The sequence below is a fragment of the Nonomuraea sp. GTA35 genome, assembly GCF_041950525.1.
Taxonomy (GTDB): Bacteria; Actinomycetota; Actinomycetes; order Streptosporangiales; family Streptosporangiaceae; genus Nonomuraea.
The window spans coordinates 192,523-212,407 of record NZ_JBGNUV010000002.1; the positions used below are offsets into that span (position 1 = coordinate 192,523).

The window sequence follows — 19,885 nt, forward strand, 5'->3', positions numbered from 1 at the left end:
GCCATGGCAGGCATCGACAGCAAGGACATCCGCAAGATCATCGTGGCCTGCGACGCGGGCATGGGCAGCAGCGTCATGCTCGCCTCCCAGCTCAAGAAGCAGCTCAAGGAGACCGGCGTGATCGTGGAGCACACCCCGGTCAACTCCATCCCCGACGACGCCGACGTGGTCCTGTGCCACGCGGGCCTGGCCGCGCGTGCGAAGGCGGCCGCACCGGGGAAGGTATTGGTGTCGTTCCAGATCTTCCTCGGCGACCCGGCGGTGACCCGGCTGGTGAACACCATCAAGAACGGCGGCACGGTCGATGCGTGACGACCTGCTCGACCCGCGGGCCGTGCTGCTGCACGAGAGCGTCCCCGACCGCGCCGCGGCCATCCGGCGGTGCGGGCGGGCGCTGGTCGACGTGGGCGCGGTCGCGGAGCCGTACATCGAGGCGATGCTGGAGCGCGAACGGTCGATCTCCACCTACGTCGGCGAGGGCGTGGCCATCCCGCATGGCACGAACGCCTCCAAGGGGGACGTCGTCCGCGACGCGATCTGCGTCGTGCGCTTCCCCGGCGGCGTCGACTGGGACGGCGAGCACGTCACGCTCTGCGTCGGCATCGCCGCCAAGGACAACGGTCACGTGCCGCTGCTGGCGACGCTGGCCGAGATCCTGCTCGACCCCGACCGGGCGCGGGCACTGCGCGAGGCCACCGAGGTCTCCGACGTCATCAAGGAGCTGACAGCATGAAGGTCGCGCGCTTCCACGCGCCCGGCGACATCAGGATCGAGGACGCGCCGGAGCCGGTCGCCGGTCCCGGCGAGCTGAAGATCCGGGTACGCAACTGCTCGACCTGCGGCACCGACGCCAAGATCTTCAAGTACGGCCACCACCACATCGTGCCGCCGCGCGTGATGGGCCACGAGATCGCCGGCGAGGTGGTGGACACGGGCGCGCGGGTGCAGGTGATCGCCGCGATCCCGTGCGGCACGTGCCCGGACTGCGTGGCGGGCCGCCGTACGGTGTGCCCGAACCAGGAGTCGATGGGTTACCACTACGACGGCGGGTTCGCCGAATACCTCATCGTCCCGGCGAAGGTGCTGGCCGTGGACGGCGTCAACGCCATCCCCGACGGGGTCGGCTTCGCCGAGGCGTCGGTGGCCGAGCCGCTCGCGTGCGTGCTGAACGGCCAGGAGCTGGCCCGCGTGGGGCCGGGTGACGACGTGGTCGTGATGGGCGCGGGCCCGATCGGCTGCCTGCACGTGCGGCTGGCGCGGGCGCGCGGGGCGAACCGGGTGTTCCTCGTGGACGTCAACGCCGAGCGCCTGGCGATGGCCGCCGAGCTCGTCCGCCCCGACGCGGCCATCGACGCCGACCCCGCCGAGCAGGTGCTGAAGCTGACCGGCGGCCGGGGCGCCGACGTGGTGATCACGGCGGCGGCCTCCGGCGCGGCGCAGGAGCAGGCCGTGCGGATGGCGGCCCGGCAGGGGCGGATCAGCTTCTTCGGCGGGCTGCCCAAGGACAACCCGATCATCGCGCTCGACTCGAACCTCGTGCACTACCGGGAGCTGACCGTCGTCGGCGCGAACGGCTCCAGCCCTGCCCACAACGCCCAGGCGCTGCGGCTGGTGGCCGAGGGCGCCGTGACGGTGTCGGACCTGATCACCCACCGGCTGCCGCTGCCGCGCGTGCTGGACGGGATCGACCTGGTCAGCCGTGGCGCGGCCATCAAGGTCACCATAGAACCCTGGAGGAGGTCGTGATGGCGCGGCGAACGGTGGTCGTGGCCTCTGCCAGCGGCCTGCACGCCCGTCCCGCGAAGCTGTTCGTGCAGGCGGCGGTGAAGTCGGGGGTGCCGGTGACGATCCGGGCCGGGGAGAAGGCGGTGCCGGCCAAGAGCATGCTGGGGGTGCTGTCGCTCGGCGTCGTGCAGGGCACGGAGGTCACGCTGGAGGCCGAGGGGCCTGGGGCGGAGGAGGCGCTGGACGCGCTGGCCGCGCTGCTGGCCCGCGACCTGGACGCGGACGAGGCCCCCGATGCCTGACAGCGGCGGCCCGTGGGAGGGCGCCGCCGGGCGGCTCACCGGGCTGGGGGTCAGCCAGGGACGGGCGGCCGGGCCGATGATCCGGCTGGCCGACCCGCCGGAGCTGCCCGCGCCCAGGATCGTCACCGACCCGGGCGCCGAGGCGGCCACCGTGGCCAAGGCTCTGGAGGCGGTCGCCGCCGAGCTGAACCGGCGCGCCCTGGCCGCCGGCGGCGAGGCGGCCGAGATCCTGGAGGCCCTCGCCATGATCGCCGAGGATCCGGTGCTGCTGGAGGAGGCCGAGCGGCTCACCGGCGACGGCGCCGACGCCGCCCACGCCCTGGACGCGGCCTTCGCCAGGCACCGGGAGGCCCTGGCCCAGCTCGGCGGCTACCTGGCCGAGCGGGCCGCCGACCTCGACGACCTCAGGCACCGCGCGGTGGCCGCCGCGCTGGGCCTGCCGATGCCCGGCCTGCCCTCCCCCGGCCACCCGTACGTGCTGGTCGCCACGGACCTCTCCCCCGCCGACACCGCGGGCCTGGGCCCCGACGTGCTGGCGCTGGTCACCGAGCACGGCGGGCCGACGAGCCACACCGCGATCCTGGCCAGGGCCAGGGGCCTGCCCGCCGTCGTGGCCTGCGAGGGCGTCTGCGGCCTCGCCGACGGCACGGTGATCGGCGTGGACGGCGGCACCGGCGAGGTCGCGATCGGCCTCACCCAGCGGGAGACCGCCGAGGTCGCCCGGACCGAGACCGCCCGCAGGGACCGCCTCCGGACGAGCCGGGGCCCGGGCGTGACCGCCGACGGGCATGCGGTCAAGCTCCTGCTCAACATCGGCTCGGCCGCCGACCTGGCACCGCGCGGCGCGGGAGCGGGCGCCGCGGAGGCCGGCGCCGGGCGGACGGGCGGCGCTGAAGGGGTGGACGCCGGGGGGACGGGTGCTGAAGGGGTGGGGCTCTTCAGGACGGAGTTCCTGTTCCTCGACCGCAGGCAGCCGCCGTCGTTCGAGGAGCAGGTGGCCGCGTACGCGGAGGTGTTCGACCGGACGGAGCACGTGATCGTGCGCACGCTCGACGCCGGCACCGACAAGCCGCTGCCCTTCCTCGGCCTGCCGCGGGAGCAGAACCCGGCGCTGGGCGTGCGCGGCCTGCGCGTGGACCGGCTGCTGCCGGACGTCCTGGACACCCAGCTCGACGCGATCGCCGCGGCGGCGCGCCAGGCGGGGGCCGAACCGTGGGTGATGGCGCCCATGGTCACCACGGTCGGGGAGGCGAGCGACTTCGCCCGCCGGGCCCGCGCCAAGGGCATCGCGCAGGTGGGCGTGATGGTCGAGGTGCCGGCGGCGGCGCTGCGCGCGGGCAGGCTGCTGCAGGAGGTCGACTTCCTCAGCATCGGCACCAACGACCTGGCGCAGTACACCTTCGCCGCCGACCGCCAGCACTTCGGCCTGGCCGACCTCCTGGACCCCCGCCAGCCGGCGCTGCTGGAGCTGATCGCGCTGTGCGCGGAGGCGGGCAGGCGGGCGGGCAAGCCGGTCGGGGTGTGCGGCGAGGCGGCGGGCGACCCGCTGCTCGCGCCCCTGCTGGTGGGCCTGGGCGTGACGAGCCTGTCCATGGCGCCCGTGTGCGTCCCGGCGGTGCGGGAGGCGCTCGCCGCCCTCACCCTGGAGGAGTGCCGCGAACGGGCCCGCGCCGCGCTCGACTGACCTCCCGCGCCGCGTCCGCCCAGCGGCCGGCCCATCAGGCGGCCGGCCCGTCAGACGAGCTGACCCGTCAGGTGGCCGGCTCCGGGTTGTGCGCCTGCAGCCGGAGCTGGTCGTCCGCCACGTCCACCGTCACCTTGCCGTGCTCCACCACCTCTCCGGTGAGCAGCATCGTCGACAGCCGGTTGTCCAGCTCCCGCTGCACCGTGCGGCGCAGCGGCCGGGCGCCGAACTCCGGCTGGTAGCCGCGCTCCGCCAGCCAGTCCTTGGCCGCGTCCGTGACCTCCAGCGTGACGTCCTGGCCGCGCAGCCGCTGGCGGGTGCGCTCCAGCAGCAGGTCCACGATCTGGCGGAGCTGCTCGCGCTCCAGCCGCTCGAAGACGATCGTCTCGTCGATGCGGTTGAGCAGCTCGGGCCGCAGCGAGCGGCGCAGCAGGTCCATGAGCTGCTCTTCGACGTCTCCGGTGGCCTCCAGGATGATCTGGGCGCCGATGTTGCTGGTCATGATGACGATCGTGTTGGTGAAGTCGACCGTGCGGCCCTGGCCGTCGGTCAGGCGGCCGTCGTCGAGCATCTGCAGCAGGATGTTCATGACGTCGGGGTGGGCCTTCTCGATCTCGTCGAGCAGGATCACGCCGTGCGGGCGGCGGCGGACGGCCTCGGTGAGCTGCCCCGCCTCCTCGTAGCCGACGTATCCGGGCGGCGCGCCGATCAGCCGCGAGACCGTGTGCCGCTCCTGGAACTCGCTCATGTCGATGCGCACCATGTGGTCCTCGCCGCCGAACAGCGCCGCCGCCAGGGCCCTGGCCAGCTCCGTCTTGCCGACGCCGGTGGGGCCGAGGAACAGGAAGCTGCCGATCGGGCGGTTCGGGTCCGACAGCCCGGCCCTGGCCCTGCGTACCGCCTCGGCGATGGCGACGACGGCCTGGTCCTGGCCGATGACGCGCTCGTGCAGGTGCTCCTCCAGGCGCATGAGGCGGTCGCGCTCCTGCTCGGTGAGCTGGGTGACGGGGATGCCGGTGCGGCGGGAGACGACCTCGGCGATGTCCTCGACCATCACCTGCGGCACGGCATCGGTGCCGTGCCTGGCCCGCTCCAGCTCGGGGCGGAGCTTGTCGATCTGCGTGGTCAGCTCCTTGGCGCGGTCGAAGTCGTCGCCGGCGACGGCCTGGTCCTTGTCGCGGCGCAGCGCGTCGAGTCGCTCCTCCAGCTCCCGCACGTCGCTGCCGGGCGTGCGCGAGCGCAGCCGCACCCGGGCCGAGGCCTGGTCGACCAGGTCGATGGCCTTGTCGGGCAGGAACCGGTCGGGGATGTAGCGGGCCGACAGGCTCGCCGCCGCGTGCAGCGCCTCGTCGGTGAGGCGGACCTGGTGGTGCGCCTCGTACGTGTCGCGCAGCCCGGCCAGGATCTCGACCGTCTGCTCCACGGTCGGCTCGGGGACCAGGATCGGCTGGAAGCGGCGCTCAAGCGCGGCGTCCTTCTCGATGTTCTTGCGGTACTCGTCGATGGTGGTGGCGGCGACGACGTGCAGCTCGCCGCGGGCCAGGGCGGGCTTGAGGATGTTCGCCGCGTCCATGCCGCCCTCGGCGGAGCCGGCGCCGACCAGCGTGTGCACCTCGTCGATGAAGACGACGGTCTCGTCGGCGTGCGCCCGCACCTCGTCGATGACCTTCTTGATGCGCTCCTCGAACTCGCCCCGGTACTTCGTCCCGGCCACCATCCCGGTCAGGTCGAGCGCGACGACGCGGCGGTCCTTGAGCGTGTCGGGCACGCTGCCGTTCACGATGCGCTGGGCGATGCCCTCGACGATGGCGGTCTTGCCCACGCCGGGCTCGCCGATCAGGCACGGGTTGTTCTTGGTGCGCCGCGACAGCACCTCGATGCACTGCTCGATCTCGTCCTCGCGGCCCACGACCGGGTCGATGCGGCCCTGCCTGGCCTCCTCGGTGAGGTCGCGGCCGTACTCGTCGAGCGAGGGGGTGTCGCCGGTCCGGCGGCCGTCGCCGCCTCCGTACTGCCTGGCGTGCCGGCCGGCCGCCCCGGACACCATGGCCTGCTGCAGCTCGTTCGCCGAGACGCCCTGCTCCTGCAGGAGGCGGGCGGCGGTGGAGTCGGGGTTGGCGGCCAGCGCGAGCAGCAGGTGCTCGGGCCCGATGTACGACGACCGCAGGGCGCGGGAGATGCGCTGGGCGTCGAGGATGGCCCGCTTGGTGGCCGGGGACAGCGTGGTGGGCGGTTCGGCGGCCTCGCCGGGGCCGGCGGCGGCGTCGATGCGGTCGCGCAGCCGTCCCGCGTCCACCCCTGCCGTGCGCAGCAGCGCCTGCCCGGAGTCGGTGTCGATCAGCGCGTCGAGCAGGTCCAGCACGTCGAGGTCGGCCGCGCCACGCCGGCCCGCGCCCTCCACCGCCCGGCTCAGCACCTGCCTGGCCTCGGCGCTGAGCAGCCGGCCCACGTCCACCCGCTGGACGCCGGGCCGGGACGGCGGCCAGCCCTCCATGCCGCCGAACACCCGGCCGGTGAGCTCCTCGAACCCGCGGAACGGGTCTCCGCCGAAGAACGATCTGAACGGCATGTCGGACATCACTGGTTCCCCCTCGCGCTCAGGGGACATCTAGCCGCACATGCCGCATGTCATTGCCAGCAATCGGCAAAGCATTCAGCTCGCGGACGTCACTCGTTCGACGCGACGAGGTCGATGATCGGCGTGTCGCCGGAGACGAGCTCCAGCGTCCGCCCGGCCGTGCCGGGGTTGTCCAGCAGCGCCACGATGACGGCGGCCACGTCGTCGCGCGGCACCGCGCCCGGCGGCACCTCGGGGGCCAGCCGCACCAGCCCCGTGCCGGGCTCGTCGGTCAGGCGGCCCGGCCGCAGGATGGTCCAGGCGAGGTCGCGGGCGCGCAGGTCCTGCTCGGCCTCGGTCTTGGCCTTGATGTAGGCGGCCCACACCTCGTCACGGCCGGGCGCGGGCGGCTTGCCCGCGCCCATCGAGGAGATCTGGATGAACCGCCGCACGCCCGCCCGCTCGGCCGCCTCGGCGAGCAGCACGGACGCGCCGCGGTCCACGGTGTCCTTGCGCGGCGCGCCGCTGCCGGGGCCCGCGCCGGCCGCGAACACGACGGCGTCGGCGCCCTCGACGATCCGCGTGACCTCCTCGACGCTCGCCCGCTCCAGGTCGCACACCACCGCCTCGGCCCCGGTCGCCTCGACGTCGGCGACGTGCGCCGGATCGCGTACGAGCCCCACCGCTCCCGACGCGAGCCGGGCGGCCAGCCGCAGCGCGATCTTCCCGTGTCCCCCCGCGATGATGATCCGCATGTCGCCCATGGTGTCATGGACGCATGTACGACTTCCCGGAGGCACCCACGCCCGCGTTCCTGTTCGACCTGGACGGCACCCTGATCGACAGTGTCTACCAGCACGTGGTGGCCTGGCGGCAGGCGCTGTCCGGGATGGGCATCGACCTGTCGGTGTGGCGGATCCACCGCCGCATCGGCATGAGCGGCGGGCTGTTCGTCAGCGCGCTGCTGCGCGAGACCGGCCTCAAGCTGACCCGGGAGCAGATCGACGAGTTGCAGAGCACCCACGCCGACGCGTACGAGCAGCAGGTCCACTCGGTCAAGCCGCTGCCCGGCGCGAGCGAGCTGCTGGCCGAGCTGACCGCGCGCGGCGTGCCGTGGGCGATCTGCACCAGCGGCTACGCCCGCACGGCCCGCCTCGCGCTGGGCATGCTGGGGCTGCCGGAGGACACGCCGATGGTCACGCGTGACCTGGTGCGGCGCGCCAAGCCGGACCCCGACCTGTTCCTGGCCGGTGCGGCGCTGGCCGGGGTGGATCCGGCGCATGCCATGGTGGTGGGCGACAGCGTCTGGGACCTGCTCGCCGCCCGCCGGGCCGGCGCGCTGGGCATCGGGCTGCTGTCGGGCGGTTACGGCAGGGACGAGCTGGAGCGCGCGGGCGCGTTCATGGTGTACGCCGACCCGGCGGACATGCTGGACCGCCTCGACGAGCTCGGCGTCCGGCAGAGCGATTGAGCGGGTGAACGGCGTGGGAATATCCCTGCGAACCCGTGAGCTGGATCATGCGTATTCCCCGAAGAGGAGCTGAGATGGACTTGGCAGACATCGGCGTCACCGGTCTGGCGACCATGGGGCGCAACCTGGCCCGCAACCTGGCCAGGCACGGGTACGCGGTGGCCGTGCACAACCGGTCGCACAGCCGTACCGAGCAACTGGTGAAGGAGTTCGGCGGGGAGGGCACCTTCATCCCGTCGGAGGACCTCGCCGCCTTCGTGGCCTCGCTGAAGCGGCCACGGCGCGCGATCATCATGGTGAAGGCGGGCGCCGGCACCGACGCGGTGATCGACCAGCTCGCCGACCTGATGGAGCCGGGCGACATGATCGTCGACGGCGGCAACGCGCACTTCGAGGACACCCGGCGGCGCGAGGCGGCGCTGCGCGAGCGCGGCCTGCACTTCGTCGGCACCGGCATCTCCGGCGGCGAGGAGGGCGCGCTGAACGGCCCGAGCATCATGCCGGGCGGCTCGAAGGAGTCGTGGGAGGCGCTGGGCCCGATCCTGCAGGACATCTCGGCCAAGGTGGACGGCGTGCCGTGTTCGGTGCACGTGGGCCCCGACGGCGCCGGGCACTTCGTGAAGATGGTGCACAACGGCATCGAGTATTCGGACATGCAGCTCATCGCCGAGTCGTACGACCTGCTGCGGCAGGCCCTGGGCGCGACGCCGGCGGAGCTGGCCGAGGTGTTCAGGGAGTGGAACCGGGGTGAGCTCGACTCGTACCTGATCGAGATCACCGCCGAGGTGCTCGACCAGGTGGACGCCGAGACGGGCAAGGCGTTCGTGGACGTCGTGGTGGACCAGGCCGAGCAGAAGGGCACCGGCCGGTGGACCGTGCAGAGCGCGCTCGACCTGGGCGTGCCGGTGACGGGCATCGCGGAGGCCACGTTCGCGCGGGCCCTGTCGGGCCACCCGGAACAGCGCTCGGCGGCGCAGCCGCTGGCCGGGCCGAAGCTGTCCGGGGTCGGCGGGCGCGAGCTGATCGAGGACGTGCGGCAGGCCCTGTACGCCTCCAAGATCGTGGCCTACGCCCAGGGCTTCGACCAGATGGCGGCGGCCTCGAAGGAGTACGGCTGGGACCTCGACCTGGGCGCCATGGCCACGATCTGGCGGGGCGGGTGCATCATCCGGGCCAAGTTCCTGGACCGGATCCGGGAGGCGTACGACGCGAACCCGAACCTGCCGACGCTGCTGGCCGACCCGACGTTCGCGGGCGCGCTGGAGGCGGCGCAGGAGTCGTGGCGGCGCGTGGTCACCACGGCGGTGCAGATCGGCGTGCCGACGCCCGGCTTCTCCTCGGCCCTGGCCTACTACGACGGGCTGCGCCGCGACCGCCTTCCCGCGGCGCTGGTGCAGGGGCTGCGCGACTTCTTCGGCGCGCACACCTACCGCCGGGTGGACAAGGAGGGCGCCTTCCACACCGACTGGTCCGGCGACCGCGCGGAGCGGCCGGCGTAGCCCTCGTCCGTCCGTTCAGCGCCCGCCGATCACCGGGTTGGCGAGCGCCGTCACCACGCAGAAGCCGATGGGCCCGGCGGTGTCGTGCATGGTCACCTGACCTGTGGCGACGCCGCCGGCGCTGACGTGCCCGGTGGACTCGACCCCGACCAGGTCGCCCTCGGGGAGCCTGGCCAGCGTCAGCGTGTAGTCGGCGTTGATGAACCGCAGCCCGTCGCGCTGGGCGTTGGCGAGCGGGCTGGCGAAGTCGGCGGCCAGCGCGGTCCGTACGAACGGGGTCAGCGGCTCGTCGTCCACCAGCGGGTGCTTCTCGCGCATCCAGGCCCGGCCCGGCTCGCCGAAGGGCGTCACCCACCACAGGTCGAACGGCGGCCGCCAGCCGTCGCCCTGCGCCGGCGGCGCGGCGGGCGGCGGCTCGTCCCAGGCGGGGGTGACCAGCGCCCGCTCGCCGTCGGGCTGCTCGCTCTCGCGCAGCAGCACGGCGCCGGCCCGCGCGATCACGCCCTGCTCGGTGGAGATCACGGCGTCGGCCACGCGGATCCTGCGCCCGTCCCTGATCAGCGTGGTCTCCACGGTGACGGGCAACATCGGGCTGTTGCGGAACAAATCGACGGTCAGCCTGGCGAAGCGCAGGCCGGGCTCGGCGTAGCGCTCCTCCAGGGCGCGGGCGGCCAGCCCGCCGAGCAGGCGGCCGTGGAGCATGTCGGGGGACCAGGGGCCGCGGGCGTGGGGCGCGGGGACGAGCTCGTCCCGCTTGCGCGTGAAGAACGCTGACGTCACAGAACGATATTCTAGACAGAGATCGGGCGGCTGCCGGGCGCGCGCAGCCGTTCCTCGGGCTCGACCGGCTCCAGCACCTCGAAGTCCACGTCGAGGAAGGCCAGGCGCCCGACCCCGCTCGCCGAGGACGTGCGGGCGTTCCTCGCCGGGCTGGCCCGGGGCCCGGTGGATCCGTATGCTCCGGTGGATGCGCGATCAAGGTGAGGACCCCCGGCCGGTCCGGGGTGCGGTACGCGAGATCCACTCCCTGCGGGAGGCGGTCACCCTGGCCTACTCCCCCGACCTCGACGGCCTGGCCGACCCGGGCGAGATCGTCTGGGCGTGGGTGCCGTACGAGGAGGACCCGGCCCGGGGCAAGGACCGGCCGCTACTGGTGGTGGGGCGTACGGGCCGGAGGCTGCTGGGCATGATGCTCTCCAGCAAGGGCGACGACGGGCCCGACTGGCTGGAGGTGGGGGCGTGGGGGCGTGACGGCCGGGTGTCGTACCTGCGGCTGGACCGGGTGTTCGTGCTGGACGAGGACGACATCAGGCGCGAGGGCGCGGTGCTCGACGGCCGGCGGTTCGCCCGGGTCGCGGCCCGGCTCATGAAGAGCCACGGCTGGGGGGCCTGACCGGCGGGACCGGGCCGGTGGCGGGCGCCGCCGGCCCCGCCGAGGTGTGATCATGGTGACCGTGAACACCGACCACGCGAGCCCCGACGACCTCGCCGCACTGCGGGCGGCCTTCCCCGGCGGCGGGCCGCCCCTGGGATGGGACGCCGTCCGCGCCTTCGAGGCCGAGCACGGGATCGTCCTGCCCGAGCCGTACCGCACGTTCGTGGCCGAGATCTGCGACGGCTCCCACACCGGCCCGCCGGACTTCGGGCTGGAGCCGCTGGCCGAGCTGCCCGACGACTGGGGCGACGGCCGGCCCCGGCGGCTGCCGGCCGAGCCGTTCCCGCTGACGCGGCCGTGGGTGTGGGAGGACGACCCGCGCCCGGAGGAGGAGATCGAGGCGCTGCTCGGGCCGGTCTACGACCACGGCTCGATCGTGCTGGGCACGGACGGCTGCGGCATGTACTGGCACCTGATCGTCACCGGCCCCCACCGCGGTCACGTCTGGCAGATCACCGGCGAGGGCGCCGCCCCCTTCGGCGCCGAGTTCGGCCACACCACGGGCGAGCCGGGCTTCGCCGGCTGGGTGCGGCACTGGGCGGACGGCAAGCCCTGGTACGACAAGTGATCCCGGCGGCCCGCACCCCCGGGAAACGTCCCGCGCGCGCCGGTGCCAGGCCGGACCGGCTCACCCGGCTCGCGGCGCGCCGGGCGGAGCTGCCGACGGATCCGGCGAAGAGTCCGATGACGGAGCCGGTGAAGGAGCCGGTGAAGGAGCCGGTGAAGGGGCCGGGCGCCTGAAGAGCGCGGCGGTGCGCAGGCCGAGCCAGAGCAGCAGCGCCAGCACGCCGACCAGGACGTACTCGATCGCGGGGATCCTGACCGCCTCGCCCGCCGCGGCCCCGAGCTCACCGCGCAGCCCGTACACGAGCATGGCGGCGGCCACGTAGCAGGCGGCCAGCGCCCACCGGACGGCGGCGGAGAGCCCCAGCCCGTGCATCTGGGTGAGCACGAACACCCCGAGGAAGCCGAACAGGAACATCGGCCACGCCCCGCCGGGGCCGGAGGTCATGACGGCCACCAGCGTGCCGTGCACGGCGACCATGGCCTCCAGGGTGAAGGTCCACCATCGGTTGGTGTGCGCCCTGGTGAGGAAGAGCGAGCCCTGCAGGAGCAGCAGGAACATGTAGAAGAAGCCGATCAGGTGCCCGGAGGTGGCCTCGGCCGGGTGGTACCAGAAGGTGTACACCGCGGCCCAGCTGAACAGGTAGCCGTGGTAGCGGCGGGCGAAGTCGACGACGGCCCGGCCGAGCGGGGCGGGCCTGCCGAGCAAGAGGCCGCGCCGCCGGTTCTCCATGAGCAGCACGGCCACCAGCAGCAGGATCACCGAGCCCTGCGAGCTGAAGATCGACACGTCCTGCGCCAGCCCGTCGTAGAACAGGTGGGTCTGCAGGACGTGCAGGGCGATGAACGCGGTGTTGACGGCCAGCGCGACGACGTTGACCGGGTGCAGGCCGCCGGTGTAGCGGCGGACCCTGGTCCGGGCGTGGTGGATCAGCCACCAGAACGCGATCTGGTGGGCCGCGTAGCCGAGCCAGGCCGACAGCCGGGTCCAGAGCGTGGGGTCGGGCAGCTTCCAGTAGTACCAGGAGGCGCCCTGGTCGGGCAGCAGCTCGATGCCCTGCAACCGCCCGCCGAGCAGCCAGATCAGCCCGGTCATGGCGGCACTGGCCGCCACGCCGATGAGCAGGGCGCGGCCCGCGCTGACGTTCCGCAGCGCCGTCATGGGAGGACTCCGTTCAAGTATTTCCATCATGGAAACTTTCCATCATGGAATGATAGTGGGCATGACAGCGAACGGGGGCGCGCCTGACGCGTACGAGCTGATGGTGCTGATGAGGGCGCTGAACGTGGAGAGCGACCGGTTCGCCGAACGCTTCGCCGCGCAGCACCGGCTGCACCGTACGGACCTCAACGCCCTCGTCGTCATCCTCGACGCGGCCCGCGCCGGCACCCCGCTCACCCCGGGCGGCCTGGGCGCGGCGCTCAACCTCAGCCCGCCCGCCACCACCGCGCTGATCGACCGCCTGGAGCACGCCGGGCACGTCGAGCGACGGCGCAGCGCCACCGACCGGCGCAAGGTCGAGGTCACGCTCAACGAGCAGGCCGCCGCGCTCGCCCGCCGCTTCTTCGCCCCGCTCGGACGGCATCTGACGGAGGCGATCGAGGCGTTCACCGCCGAGGAGCGGCAGGTCATCGGGCGCTTCCTGGAGAGCGGCATCAAGGCCACGGCGGCGGCCAGGCTGGAGGCGGGCGGATGAGCACCATCGTGATCACGGGGTCCCGCACGTCCGCGAGCCCGCATGGCGGCGCAGGGCGGCGGGCACGTGTGGAACATGGAGGGTCTCGGCACCGACCGCCGTGGCCGGCGGACCGGGTGGTGAGCCGGGCGCGCAACGGGGCCCGGGTGCGCTGGCTGACACCGGGCAGGATCGCCTGGCGCTTCGCCACGGCCCGCTTCACCCGCCGTGCCCCCCTCACCCCCTCCTGAGCGGGCCGGTCAGGAGGGGAAGACGGCCGCGAGCTCGGGGACGCGGGCGCGGTAGCCGTCCAGCAGCCGCTGGGCCGTCGTCACCGAGTCCACCAGCGGGTGCAGCGCGAACGCCGCCACCGCCAGCCGCGACGACCCGGTCAGCGCCGCCTCGATGGCCGTCTGCTCCACCGCCTTGACCTGCTGCATCAGCCCCAGGAAGCGCCCGGGCAGCGGCCCGGTGACCAGCGGGCGGACGCCGGCGGCGTCCACCGCGCAGGGGACCTCCACGACGGCCTCCTCCGGCAGCCCCGGCACCGCCGTGCCGTTGCGGACGTTGAGGATCATGGTGGCGGGCTCGCCGCGGGCGAGGGCGGCCATGAGGGCGAGCGCGATGCCCTCGTACCCGCCCGCCTCCAGGTCGGCGGCCGAGCGCTCGCCGGCGCCCGTGGTGTCGCGGGCCTCGGCCATGTACGTGCTGTCGCGCTCCCTGCGCGCCCGCGCCCACTCGGCCGGCGCCTCCCCCGGGCGGGCCAGCGCGGCGGCGTAGAAGCGGTCCTGCTGCTCCAGCAGCGACTCCCCGCGGGTACGCCCCGAGCCGGCCGCCACCGCCTCCCGGGTGAGGTAGTAGTAGTACAGGTACTCGTTCGGCAGCGCCCCCAGCACCCGCACCCAGTCGGGTCCGAGCAGCCGTGCCTCCTCGACCTGCCGCAGCAGGTCGTCGTCGGCGAGCAGCCGGGGCAGCACGTCCCGCCCCTCGAACGTCAGGCCGCGCAGCCAGCCGAGGTGGTTGAGCCCCACGTAGCCGGGCGAGACGCGCGCGGGGTCGAGGCCGAGGGCGGCGGCGGCCCGCCGGACCAGCCCGACGGGCGAGTCGCAGATGCCGATCACGCGGTCGCCGAGCACCCGGCGCATCGCCTCGGTGATCATCCCGGCGGGGTTGGTGAAGTTGATCACCCACGCGTCCGGCGCGAGCGCGGCCACCCGTTCCGCCACCCGGACCGCGACCGGCACCGTACGCAGCCCGAACGCGACCCCGCCCGCCCCGGTCGTCTCCTGCCCGACCAGGCCCAGCTCCAGCGCCACGCGCTCGTCGGCGGTGCGGCCGGCCAGCCCGCCCACCCGGATGGCGGAGAAGACGAAGCTCGCCTCGCGCAGCGCCGTGTCGAGGTCGGTCGTGGTACGCACGGCCGGTGGGTCGTCATGGCCCGCGGCCAGGCCGCGCAGCACGTGCGAGATGGCCTCCAGCCGCTCGGGCGACACGTCGTACAGCACCACCTCCTCCACCCGCGCTTTGGTGGCATCGCGCAGCAGCGCACCGTACACCAGCGGGACCCGGAACCCCCCGCCGCCGAGAACGGCCAGCCTCATCCTCACCCCTTCACGCCAGCAGGATCTCGGCGCCCGCGGCCGCGCAGACGCGCAGCGTGGCCTCGTCGGCGCCGTCGTTGGTGACGATCATGTCGATGTCCTCGGGCCCGCACACCCGTAGCGCGCCCGTGCCGGGGAACTTGTGCCGGTCCACCAGCAGCACCACCTGCCCCGCCGCCGCGATCATGGCCCGCTTGAGCGGCACCTCGGCCAGCGTGGTGTCCACGAGCTGCCCGTCGGGGCGCACCCCGCTGGCGCCCAGGAACACCCGGTCGGCCACCACCTGGCTCAGCGCGCCCTCGGTCAGCACCCCGACCAGCGAGTGGTACGCCCTGCGCACCATGCCGCCGAGCAGCAGCAGCTCCACCTCGGGGTCGGAGCGCAGCACGTCGAGGACGGCGAGGCTGGAGGTGACGACGGTGACCCGGCGCCCGCGCAGCCGCCTGGCCAGCCGCATCGTCGTCGTGCCGATGTCGAGCAGGACCACGTCGCCGTCGGCGACGAGCCGCGCGGCGCGGGCGGCCACCGCCTCCTTGTCCTGCCCGTCCGCGCCGGCCACCTCGGCGAACGGCCGGTGGGCGTCGGCGTCGGCGCAGGGCAGCTCCGGGCAGGGCAGCGCGCCGCCCCTGACCCGGCGCAGGGTGCCGTCGCGGTCGAGCACCTCGAGGTCCCTGCGGATGGTGGACGGGCTCACGCCGAGCTGGCTGGCGAGATCGCGCACGCTCGTGGCGCCTGACGTGCGGACGCGGCGCATGATCTCGGCATGCCGGAGGCGCTGGAGCACAGCGGGATCCTATCAGTCAAATTCGCGCAGAAGTAAGCATCATGCACTTGAAGTGTTCGAGCAAACGTGCAAGATTGCGCACAACCGACGGTGTGTCGAGGAGGACCTATTCCCGTGTCTGTCCAGGCGTACGACCCTCTCGCCGGCGAGCGCACCCCGGAGGGTCCGCAGTTCGACGTCTTCCTGGCCGGCACCGTCTTCCTGGACATCATCTTCACCGGCCTGCCGGCCATGCCCGCCGCCGGCACGGAGATCTGGGCCGAGGGCATGGGCTCGTGCCCCGGCGGCATCGCCAACCTGGCCATCGCGACCAGCCGGCTGGGGCTGCGCACGTCGCTGGCCGCCGCGTTCGGCGACGACGACTACGGCGACTTCTGCTGGCGCACGCTGGAGCAGCAGGAGGCGGTGGACCTGTCCAGGTCCAGGCGGTTCGAGCACTGGCACTCGCCGGTGACGGTCTCCATGGCGGTCGACCGCGACCGCAGCATGGTCACGCACGGCCATCCCGCCCCCATGCCGGCCTCCGAGATGATCGGCTCCCCGCCGCGCTCCCGCGCGGTGATCGTGAGCCTGTCGGCCGAGGAGCCGCTGGGCGAGCCCGGCAGCGCGCGCAACTGGGCGGAGCTGGCGCGCCGCGAGGGCTCGCTCGTCTTCGCCGACGTGGGCTGGGACCCGTCGGGCGCCTGGTCGCGCTCGGTGCTCGACCAGCTCGACGTCTGCCACGCGTTCATGCCGAACGCGACCGAGGCCATGGCCTACACCGGCACGGACACGCCCAGGGACGCGCTGTACGCGATCGCCGACAAGGTGCCGCTGGCCGTGGTGACCGACGGGCCCAACGGCGCCATGGCGATCGACTCGACGACGGGCGAGGAGGCGTTCGTGCCCGCGCCCCGGGTGACGGCGCTGGACCCGACGGGCGCGGGCGACGTGTTCGGCGCCGGGATCGTGCTCGGCACGCTGTGCCACTGGCCGCTGGCCGACCGGCTGGCGTTCGCCGGGGTGTGCGCGGCGCTGGCGGTGCAGCAGTTCGGCGGCTCGCTGGCCGCGCCCGGGTGGGGCGACATCGCCGACTGGTGGCACGAGGTGCGGGCCGCCGCCGACCACAGCGGCGCGTACGGCAACGCGCTGGCCCGCCGCTACGCCTTCCTCGAACGGCTGGTGCCGTCCGTCCCGGTGGGGGCCGTGCGCCGCGCCGCCGCCACCATCGCCCGGTACGCCGACGTCGGCATGGTGCCGGCCGTACCGGGGAAGCGGGCGGACCAGACCGTGACCCACCCCGCCGGCGAGAACCCCTCCGGCGACGGGGACCCGGATGCGCCTCGCGCGCCCGCGCAGAAGGAGTAAGCCGTTGACCCCCCACAAGCGACAGCCGCACGAGGCCGGAGCGCCGGCCCGGACCCCGCAGCAGGGCGTCAGGGCACCGGCCCGGACCCCGCGAGGGCGCGTCAGGGCGCTGGCCGTGGTCGCCGCGGGCGTGGTGGCCGTGTGCTCGGCCGCGTGCGCGCCCGGCTCCTCCGCCCCTCCGCCCTCCTCGCCCCGGGTGACCGCCACGGCCGTCCGCACCGACGCCGCCGCGCTCGGGAACGTCACCCTGACCGTCTGGGACCAGGAGGTCCGCGGCGGTCAGGCCGCCCAGATGGAGAAGCTCAACGCCGCCTTCCAGGCCAAGTACCCCAACATCAAGCTGAACAGGGTCTCCCGCTCCTTCGACGACCTGAACACCACGCTGCGCCTGGCGCTGGGCGGCAACGAGCCGCCCGACGTGGTGGAGGCCAACAACGGCCGCTCCTCCATGGGGGCGTTCGTCAAGGCGGGCCAGCTCCGCCCGCTGGACGCCTACGCCGAGGCGTACGGCTGGAAGCGGCGCTACCCGGAGTCGGTGCTGCGCTACTCGCGCTACAGCGCCGACGGCAAGCTCTTCGGCGAGGGCAACCTGTACGGCCTGCCGCAGGTCGGCGAGGTCGTCGGCGTCTTCTACAACGCCGCCAAGCTGAAGGGGCTCGGGCTGGAGCCGCCGAGGACGTGGGCCGAGTTCGAGACGGCCCTGGACAGGGCGAAGACGGCCGGCGAGGTGCCCCTGCAGTTCGGCAACCTCGACAAGTGGCCGGCCGTGCACGTGTTCGGCACCGTGCAGGGCCGCACCGTGCCGCCCGACCAGATCGGCACGCTCGCCTTCGGCCGCAAGGGCGCCTCCTGGAACACGCCCGGGAACGTCAAGGCCGCCGAGCAGCTCGTGAGCTGGGTAGACAAGGGGTACTTCGCCAAGGGCTTCAACGGGCAGGGGTACGACGCGGCGTGGCAGGCGTTCGGCAAGGGGCAGGGCGTCTTCCTGATCGCGGGCACCTGGCTGCTGGCCGACCTGCAGAAGGCGCTCGGCGCGGACCTCGGGTTCATGCTGCCGCCCGGCGCCACGGCCGACGCCGCCCCGGTGGCGACCGGAGGGACGGGGCTGCCGTTCGCGATCACGGCCAAGAGCCCGCACCCGGACGCGGCGGCGGCGTACATCGACTTCATCACCGACGCCGAGGCGATGAAGGTGCTCGCCGAGACCGGCAACCTGCCGGTCGCCGACACCTCCGCGCAGACGGTGGCGGAGGGGCCGCAGAAGGACGTGTTCACCGCGTTCGGGACGGTGAGCGGGAAGGACGGGCTGGTGCCGTACCTCGACTACGCCACCCCCACCTTCGCCGACACCCTCGGCGCGGCCCTGCAGGACCTGCTCGCCAAGAAGGCGGCGCCGCAGGAGTTCCTCGCCACCCTGGAGAAGGACTACAAGACCTTCGCCGAGAGCAACGGCTGAACATGGCGGCACCCCCCGGCGAGCCCCGTCGCGTCGCCTACCTGTACCTGCTGCCCGCCTTCGCCGTCTACGCGCTGTTCCTGCTGTATCCGATCGGCCGGGCCGTGCAGATCTCCCTGTACGACTGGGACGGCCTGTCGCTCGGCACCTGGGCCGGGCTGGACAACTACGTGGCCATCGTCGCGGACGAGGGGCTGCGGGCGGCGTTCGCGCACGCCCTGGTGCTGATCGTGTTCTACGCCGCCGGGCCGCTGGTCATCGGGCTGGCGCTGGCCGCGATACTCAACCACGCCAAGGTGCGCGGGCTGGGGTTCTTCCGCACCGTCGTGTTCCTGCCGCAGGTGATCGCCATGGTGGTGGTGGCGGTGGCGTGGCGGCGCGTGTACGCGCCCGACGGCTCGCTCAACTCGCTGCTCGGCGCGCTCGGGCTGGACTCGCTGACGCGCGGCTGGCTGGGCGACTACACGTTCGCGCTGCCCGCGGTGGGGGTGGTCGGCACGTGGTTCGAGACGGGGCTGGTGACGGTGCTGCTGCTGGCCGGGATGAGCCGCATCCCCCTGTCGCTGTACGAGGCGGCGCGGCTGGACGGGGCCGGGGCGTGGCGGGAGTTCCTCGCGGTGACGCTGCCGTCGGTGCGCGCGGAGATCGCGGTGGCGCTGACGCTGACGGTGATCGCCGCGCTGCGCACGTTCGACCTGGTGTACGTCACCACGCGCGGCGGGCCGGGCGACTCGACCTCGGTGCCGTCGTACGAGGTCTACCACCGGGCCTTCGGGCTGGGACAGGTCGGCTCGGCGGCGGCGATCGGGGTCACGCTCACTGTGGTGATCTTCGTGATCTCGTTCGGCATCAACCGCTTCGCGGACAGGAGGATCACGTGAACCCGCGTCGACGTACGTACGGGAGCGCGCGTCGCACTCGCGGGAGGGCGGATCGCATGCTTGAGAGGCCCGGTCGCTGGCACGGGAGGGCTTCGTGATCTCGCGTGGGGAGCGGGTGGCCAACTACGTCATCCTGTCGGTGTTCGCCGCCTTCGCCCTCTACCCGATCGTCGTGATCCTGTCGGCGGCGCTCGGCCCGGCCGACAGCGGCGGCACGGCGGGCCTCGCGAACTTCGCGGCCGCCTGGGAGATCGGCCGGTTCGGTTCCTACCTGCGCACCAGCCTGGCCGTGTCGGTGTTCGTCGTGGTCGTCAGCGTGGTGCTGTCCATCATGAGCGGGTACGCGTTCGGCACGATGCGCTTCCGCGGCAGGTCCCTGCTGTTCTACCTGTTCATGCTCGGGATCATGATGCCGAGCGAGGCCGTGGCGGTGCCGCTCTACTTCGACCTGCGCTCGCTCGGGCTGATCGACACGTTCTGGTCGATCTCGCTGCCGCAGGTGGCGCTGTCGGTGGCGTTCGGCACGTTCTGGATGCGGGCGTACTTCCTGGCCTCGAACCGGGCGATCGTCGAGGCGGCCCGCATCGACGGCGCGTCGAGCTGGCGCATCCTGTGGCAGGTGCTGCTCCCCTCCGCGCGGCCCGCGGTGGTCACGCTGACCGTGCTCGTGTTCATGTGGACGTGGAACGAGTTCCTCATCCCGCTGATCATGGTGACCAGCGAGTCGTTGCGTACGGCGCCGCTGGGGCTGGCCTTCTTCCAGGGGCAGTACACCTCCGGCTTCACCCTGCTGGCGGCCGGTTCGGTCATCGTGGCCACGCCTGTCGTGATCTTCTACCTGTTCCTCCAGCGCCACTTCGTCCGCGGGCTGCTCCAGGGGGCGGTCCGCGAGTAACCGGGAGG

The 19,885-nt window shown here is 73.4% G+C and carries 20 protein-coding genes; 14 read left to right on the top strand and 6 right to left on the bottom strand.

The genetic code is table 11. From position 1 onward, the window contains the following. Positions 1-3 precede the first annotated feature (3 nt). From ACBJ32_RS07680 to ptsP, 5 genes are read left to right on the top strand one after another with little or no spacing between them, the layout of a single operon-like run. Positions 4-312, top strand: coding sequence for a PTS lactose transporter subunit IIB (locus ACBJ32_RS07680; RefSeq protein ID WP_375126111.1), 309 nt, complete (start codon positions 4-6; stop codon positions 310-312). Next, positions 305-733 carry a PTS sugar transporter subunit IIA gene (locus ACBJ32_RS07685; protein ID WP_375126112.1) on the top strand — a complete coding sequence of 143 codons (429 nt, stop codon included), beginning with the start codon at positions 305-307 and terminating at the stop codon, positions 731-733. Before ACBJ32_RS07680 ends, ACBJ32_RS07685 begins: the two co-directional genes overlap by 8 nt. After that, the gene (locus ACBJ32_RS07690) at positions 730-1,746 is read left to right on the top strand and encodes a zinc-dependent dehydrogenase (RefSeq protein ID WP_375126113.1); all 1,017 of its coding nucleotides are present in this window, start codon (positions 730-732) and stop codon (positions 1,744-1,746) included. The genes ACBJ32_RS07685 and ACBJ32_RS07690 overlap by 4 nt, the downstream gene beginning before the upstream one ends. After that, entirely contained in the window at positions 1,746-2,027 is a 282-nt protein-coding gene (locus tag ACBJ32_RS07695; RefSeq protein WP_375126114.1) for an HPr family phosphocarrier protein, read from the top strand. Before ACBJ32_RS07690 ends, ACBJ32_RS07695 begins: the two co-directional genes overlap by 1 nt. Continuing rightward, positions 2,020-3,711, top strand: coding sequence for a phosphoenolpyruvate--protein phosphotransferase (ptsP, locus tag ACBJ32_RS07700; RefSeq protein WP_375126115.1), 1,692 nt, complete (start codon positions 2,020-2,022; stop codon positions 3,709-3,711). Before ACBJ32_RS07695 ends, ptsP begins: the two co-directional genes overlap by 8 nt. 67 nt (positions 3,712-3,778) lie before the next feature. Here the strand turns inward: ptsP and ACBJ32_RS07705 are convergent, their stop codons facing one another. Beyond that, positions 3,779-6,289 (bottom strand): ATP-dependent Clp protease ATP-binding subunit, encoded by a 2,511-nt coding sequence (locus ACBJ32_RS07705; RefSeq protein WP_375126116.1) that lies wholly within the window; start codon positions 6,287-6,289, stop codon positions 3,779-3,781. 89 nt (positions 6,290-6,378) lie between these two features. Continuing rightward, complete coding sequence (locus tag ACBJ32_RS07710) at positions 6,379-7,023, bottom strand: SDR family oxidoreductase (RefSeq protein WP_357884069.1); 645 nt, start codon at positions 7,021-7,023, stop codon at positions 6,379-6,381. A gap of 23 nt (positions 7,024-7,046) precedes the next feature. Here ACBJ32_RS07710 and ACBJ32_RS07715 point away from each other — a divergent pair, with 23 nt between their 5' ends. Both ACBJ32_RS07715 and gndA read left to right on the top strand, forming a co-directional pair. After that, positions 7,047-7,739 (top strand): HAD family hydrolase, encoded by a 693-nt coding sequence (locus ACBJ32_RS07715; protein WP_357884067.1) that lies wholly within the window; start codon positions 7,047-7,049, stop codon positions 7,737-7,739. Positions 7,740-7,813: 74 nt separating this feature from the next. Then, positions 7,814-9,238 (top strand): NADP-dependent phosphogluconate dehydrogenase, encoded by a 1,425-nt coding sequence (gndA, locus tag ACBJ32_RS07720; RefSeq protein ID WP_357884065.1) that lies wholly within the window; start codon positions 7,814-7,816, stop codon positions 9,236-9,238. Between the two features lie 15 nt (positions 9,239-9,253). On the opposite strand, the gene ACBJ32_RS07725 is transcribed toward gndA, so the two are convergent. After that, complete coding sequence (locus tag ACBJ32_RS07725) at positions 9,254-10,018, bottom strand: acyl-CoA thioesterase domain-containing protein (protein WP_375126117.1); 765 nt, start codon at positions 10,016-10,018, stop codon at positions 9,254-9,256. Between the two features lie 187 nt (positions 10,019-10,205). On the opposite strand from ACBJ32_RS07725, the gene ACBJ32_RS07730 reads away from it, so the two are divergent. Both ACBJ32_RS07730 and ACBJ32_RS07735 read left to right on the top strand, forming a co-directional pair. Beyond that, positions 10,206-10,631, top strand: a complete 426-nt coding sequence (locus ACBJ32_RS07730; protein ID WP_375126118.1) for a type II toxin-antitoxin system PemK/MazF family toxin — start codon at positions 10,206-10,208, stop codon at positions 10,629-10,631. 52 nt (positions 10,632-10,683) lie between these two features. Next, the gene (locus ACBJ32_RS07735; RefSeq protein WP_375126119.1) at positions 10,684-11,241 is read left to right on the top strand and encodes an SMI1/KNR4 family protein; all 558 of its coding nucleotides are present in this window, start codon (positions 10,684-10,686) and stop codon (positions 11,239-11,241) included. A 60-nt stretch (positions 11,242-11,301) separates the two neighbouring features. Here the strand turns inward: ACBJ32_RS07735 and ACBJ32_RS07740 are convergent, their stop codons facing one another. Next, positions 11,302-12,399, bottom strand: a complete 1,098-nt coding sequence (locus tag ACBJ32_RS07740) for a hypothetical protein (protein ID WP_375126120.1) — start codon at positions 12,397-12,399, stop codon at positions 11,302-11,304. 61 nt (positions 12,400-12,460) lie between these two features. On the opposite strand from ACBJ32_RS07740, the gene ACBJ32_RS07745 reads away from it, so the two are divergent. Beyond that, positions 12,461-12,934 carry a MarR family transcriptional regulator gene (locus tag ACBJ32_RS07745; RefSeq protein WP_357884055.1) on the top strand — a complete coding sequence of 158 codons (474 nt, stop codon included), beginning with the start codon at positions 12,461-12,463 and terminating at the stop codon, positions 12,932-12,934. A 239-nt stretch (positions 12,935-13,173) separates the two neighbouring features. Here ACBJ32_RS07745 and ACBJ32_RS07750 read toward each other — a convergent pair whose 3' ends face one another. Together ACBJ32_RS07750 and ACBJ32_RS07755 are read right to left on the bottom strand one after the other, a co-directional pair. Then, a complete protein-coding gene (locus tag ACBJ32_RS07750; protein ID WP_375126121.1) occupies positions 13,174-14,514 on the bottom strand; it encodes a 6-phospho-beta-glucosidase in 1,341 nt (446 codons plus the stop codon). 10 nt (positions 14,515-14,524) lie between these two features. After that, positions 14,525-15,298 (bottom strand): DeoR/GlpR family DNA-binding transcription regulator, encoded by a 774-nt coding sequence (locus ACBJ32_RS07755; protein ID WP_375126122.1) that lies wholly within the window; start codon positions 15,296-15,298, stop codon positions 14,525-14,527. A 114-nt stretch (positions 15,299-15,412) separates the two neighbouring features. Between ACBJ32_RS07755 and ACBJ32_RS07760 the strand changes: the two genes are divergently transcribed. From ACBJ32_RS07760 to ACBJ32_RS07775, 4 genes are all read left to right on the top strand, one after another. Then, the gene (locus ACBJ32_RS07760) at positions 15,413-16,645 is read left to right on the top strand and encodes a PfkB family carbohydrate kinase (protein ID WP_357884047.1); all 1,233 of its coding nucleotides are present in this window, start codon (positions 15,413-15,415) and stop codon (positions 16,643-16,645) included. Positions 16,646-16,649: 4 nt separating this feature from the next. Then, positions 16,650-18,101: an extracellular solute-binding protein gene (locus ACBJ32_RS07765; RefSeq protein WP_375126123.1), complete on the top strand. Its 1,452-nt coding sequence runs from the start codon at positions 16,650-16,652 to the stop codon at positions 18,099-18,101. Between the two features lie 2 nt (positions 18,102-18,103). Then, entirely contained in the window at positions 18,104-18,982 is an 879-nt protein-coding gene (locus ACBJ32_RS07770) for a sugar ABC transporter permease (protein ID WP_357884043.1), read from the top strand. A 94-nt stretch (positions 18,983-19,076) separates the two neighbouring features. After that, positions 19,077-19,877 carry a carbohydrate ABC transporter permease gene (locus tag ACBJ32_RS07775; protein ID WP_375126124.1) on the top strand — a complete coding sequence of 267 codons (801 nt, stop codon included), beginning with the start codon at positions 19,077-19,079 and terminating at the stop codon, positions 19,875-19,877. Positions 19,878-19,885: the final 8 nt, after the last annotated feature.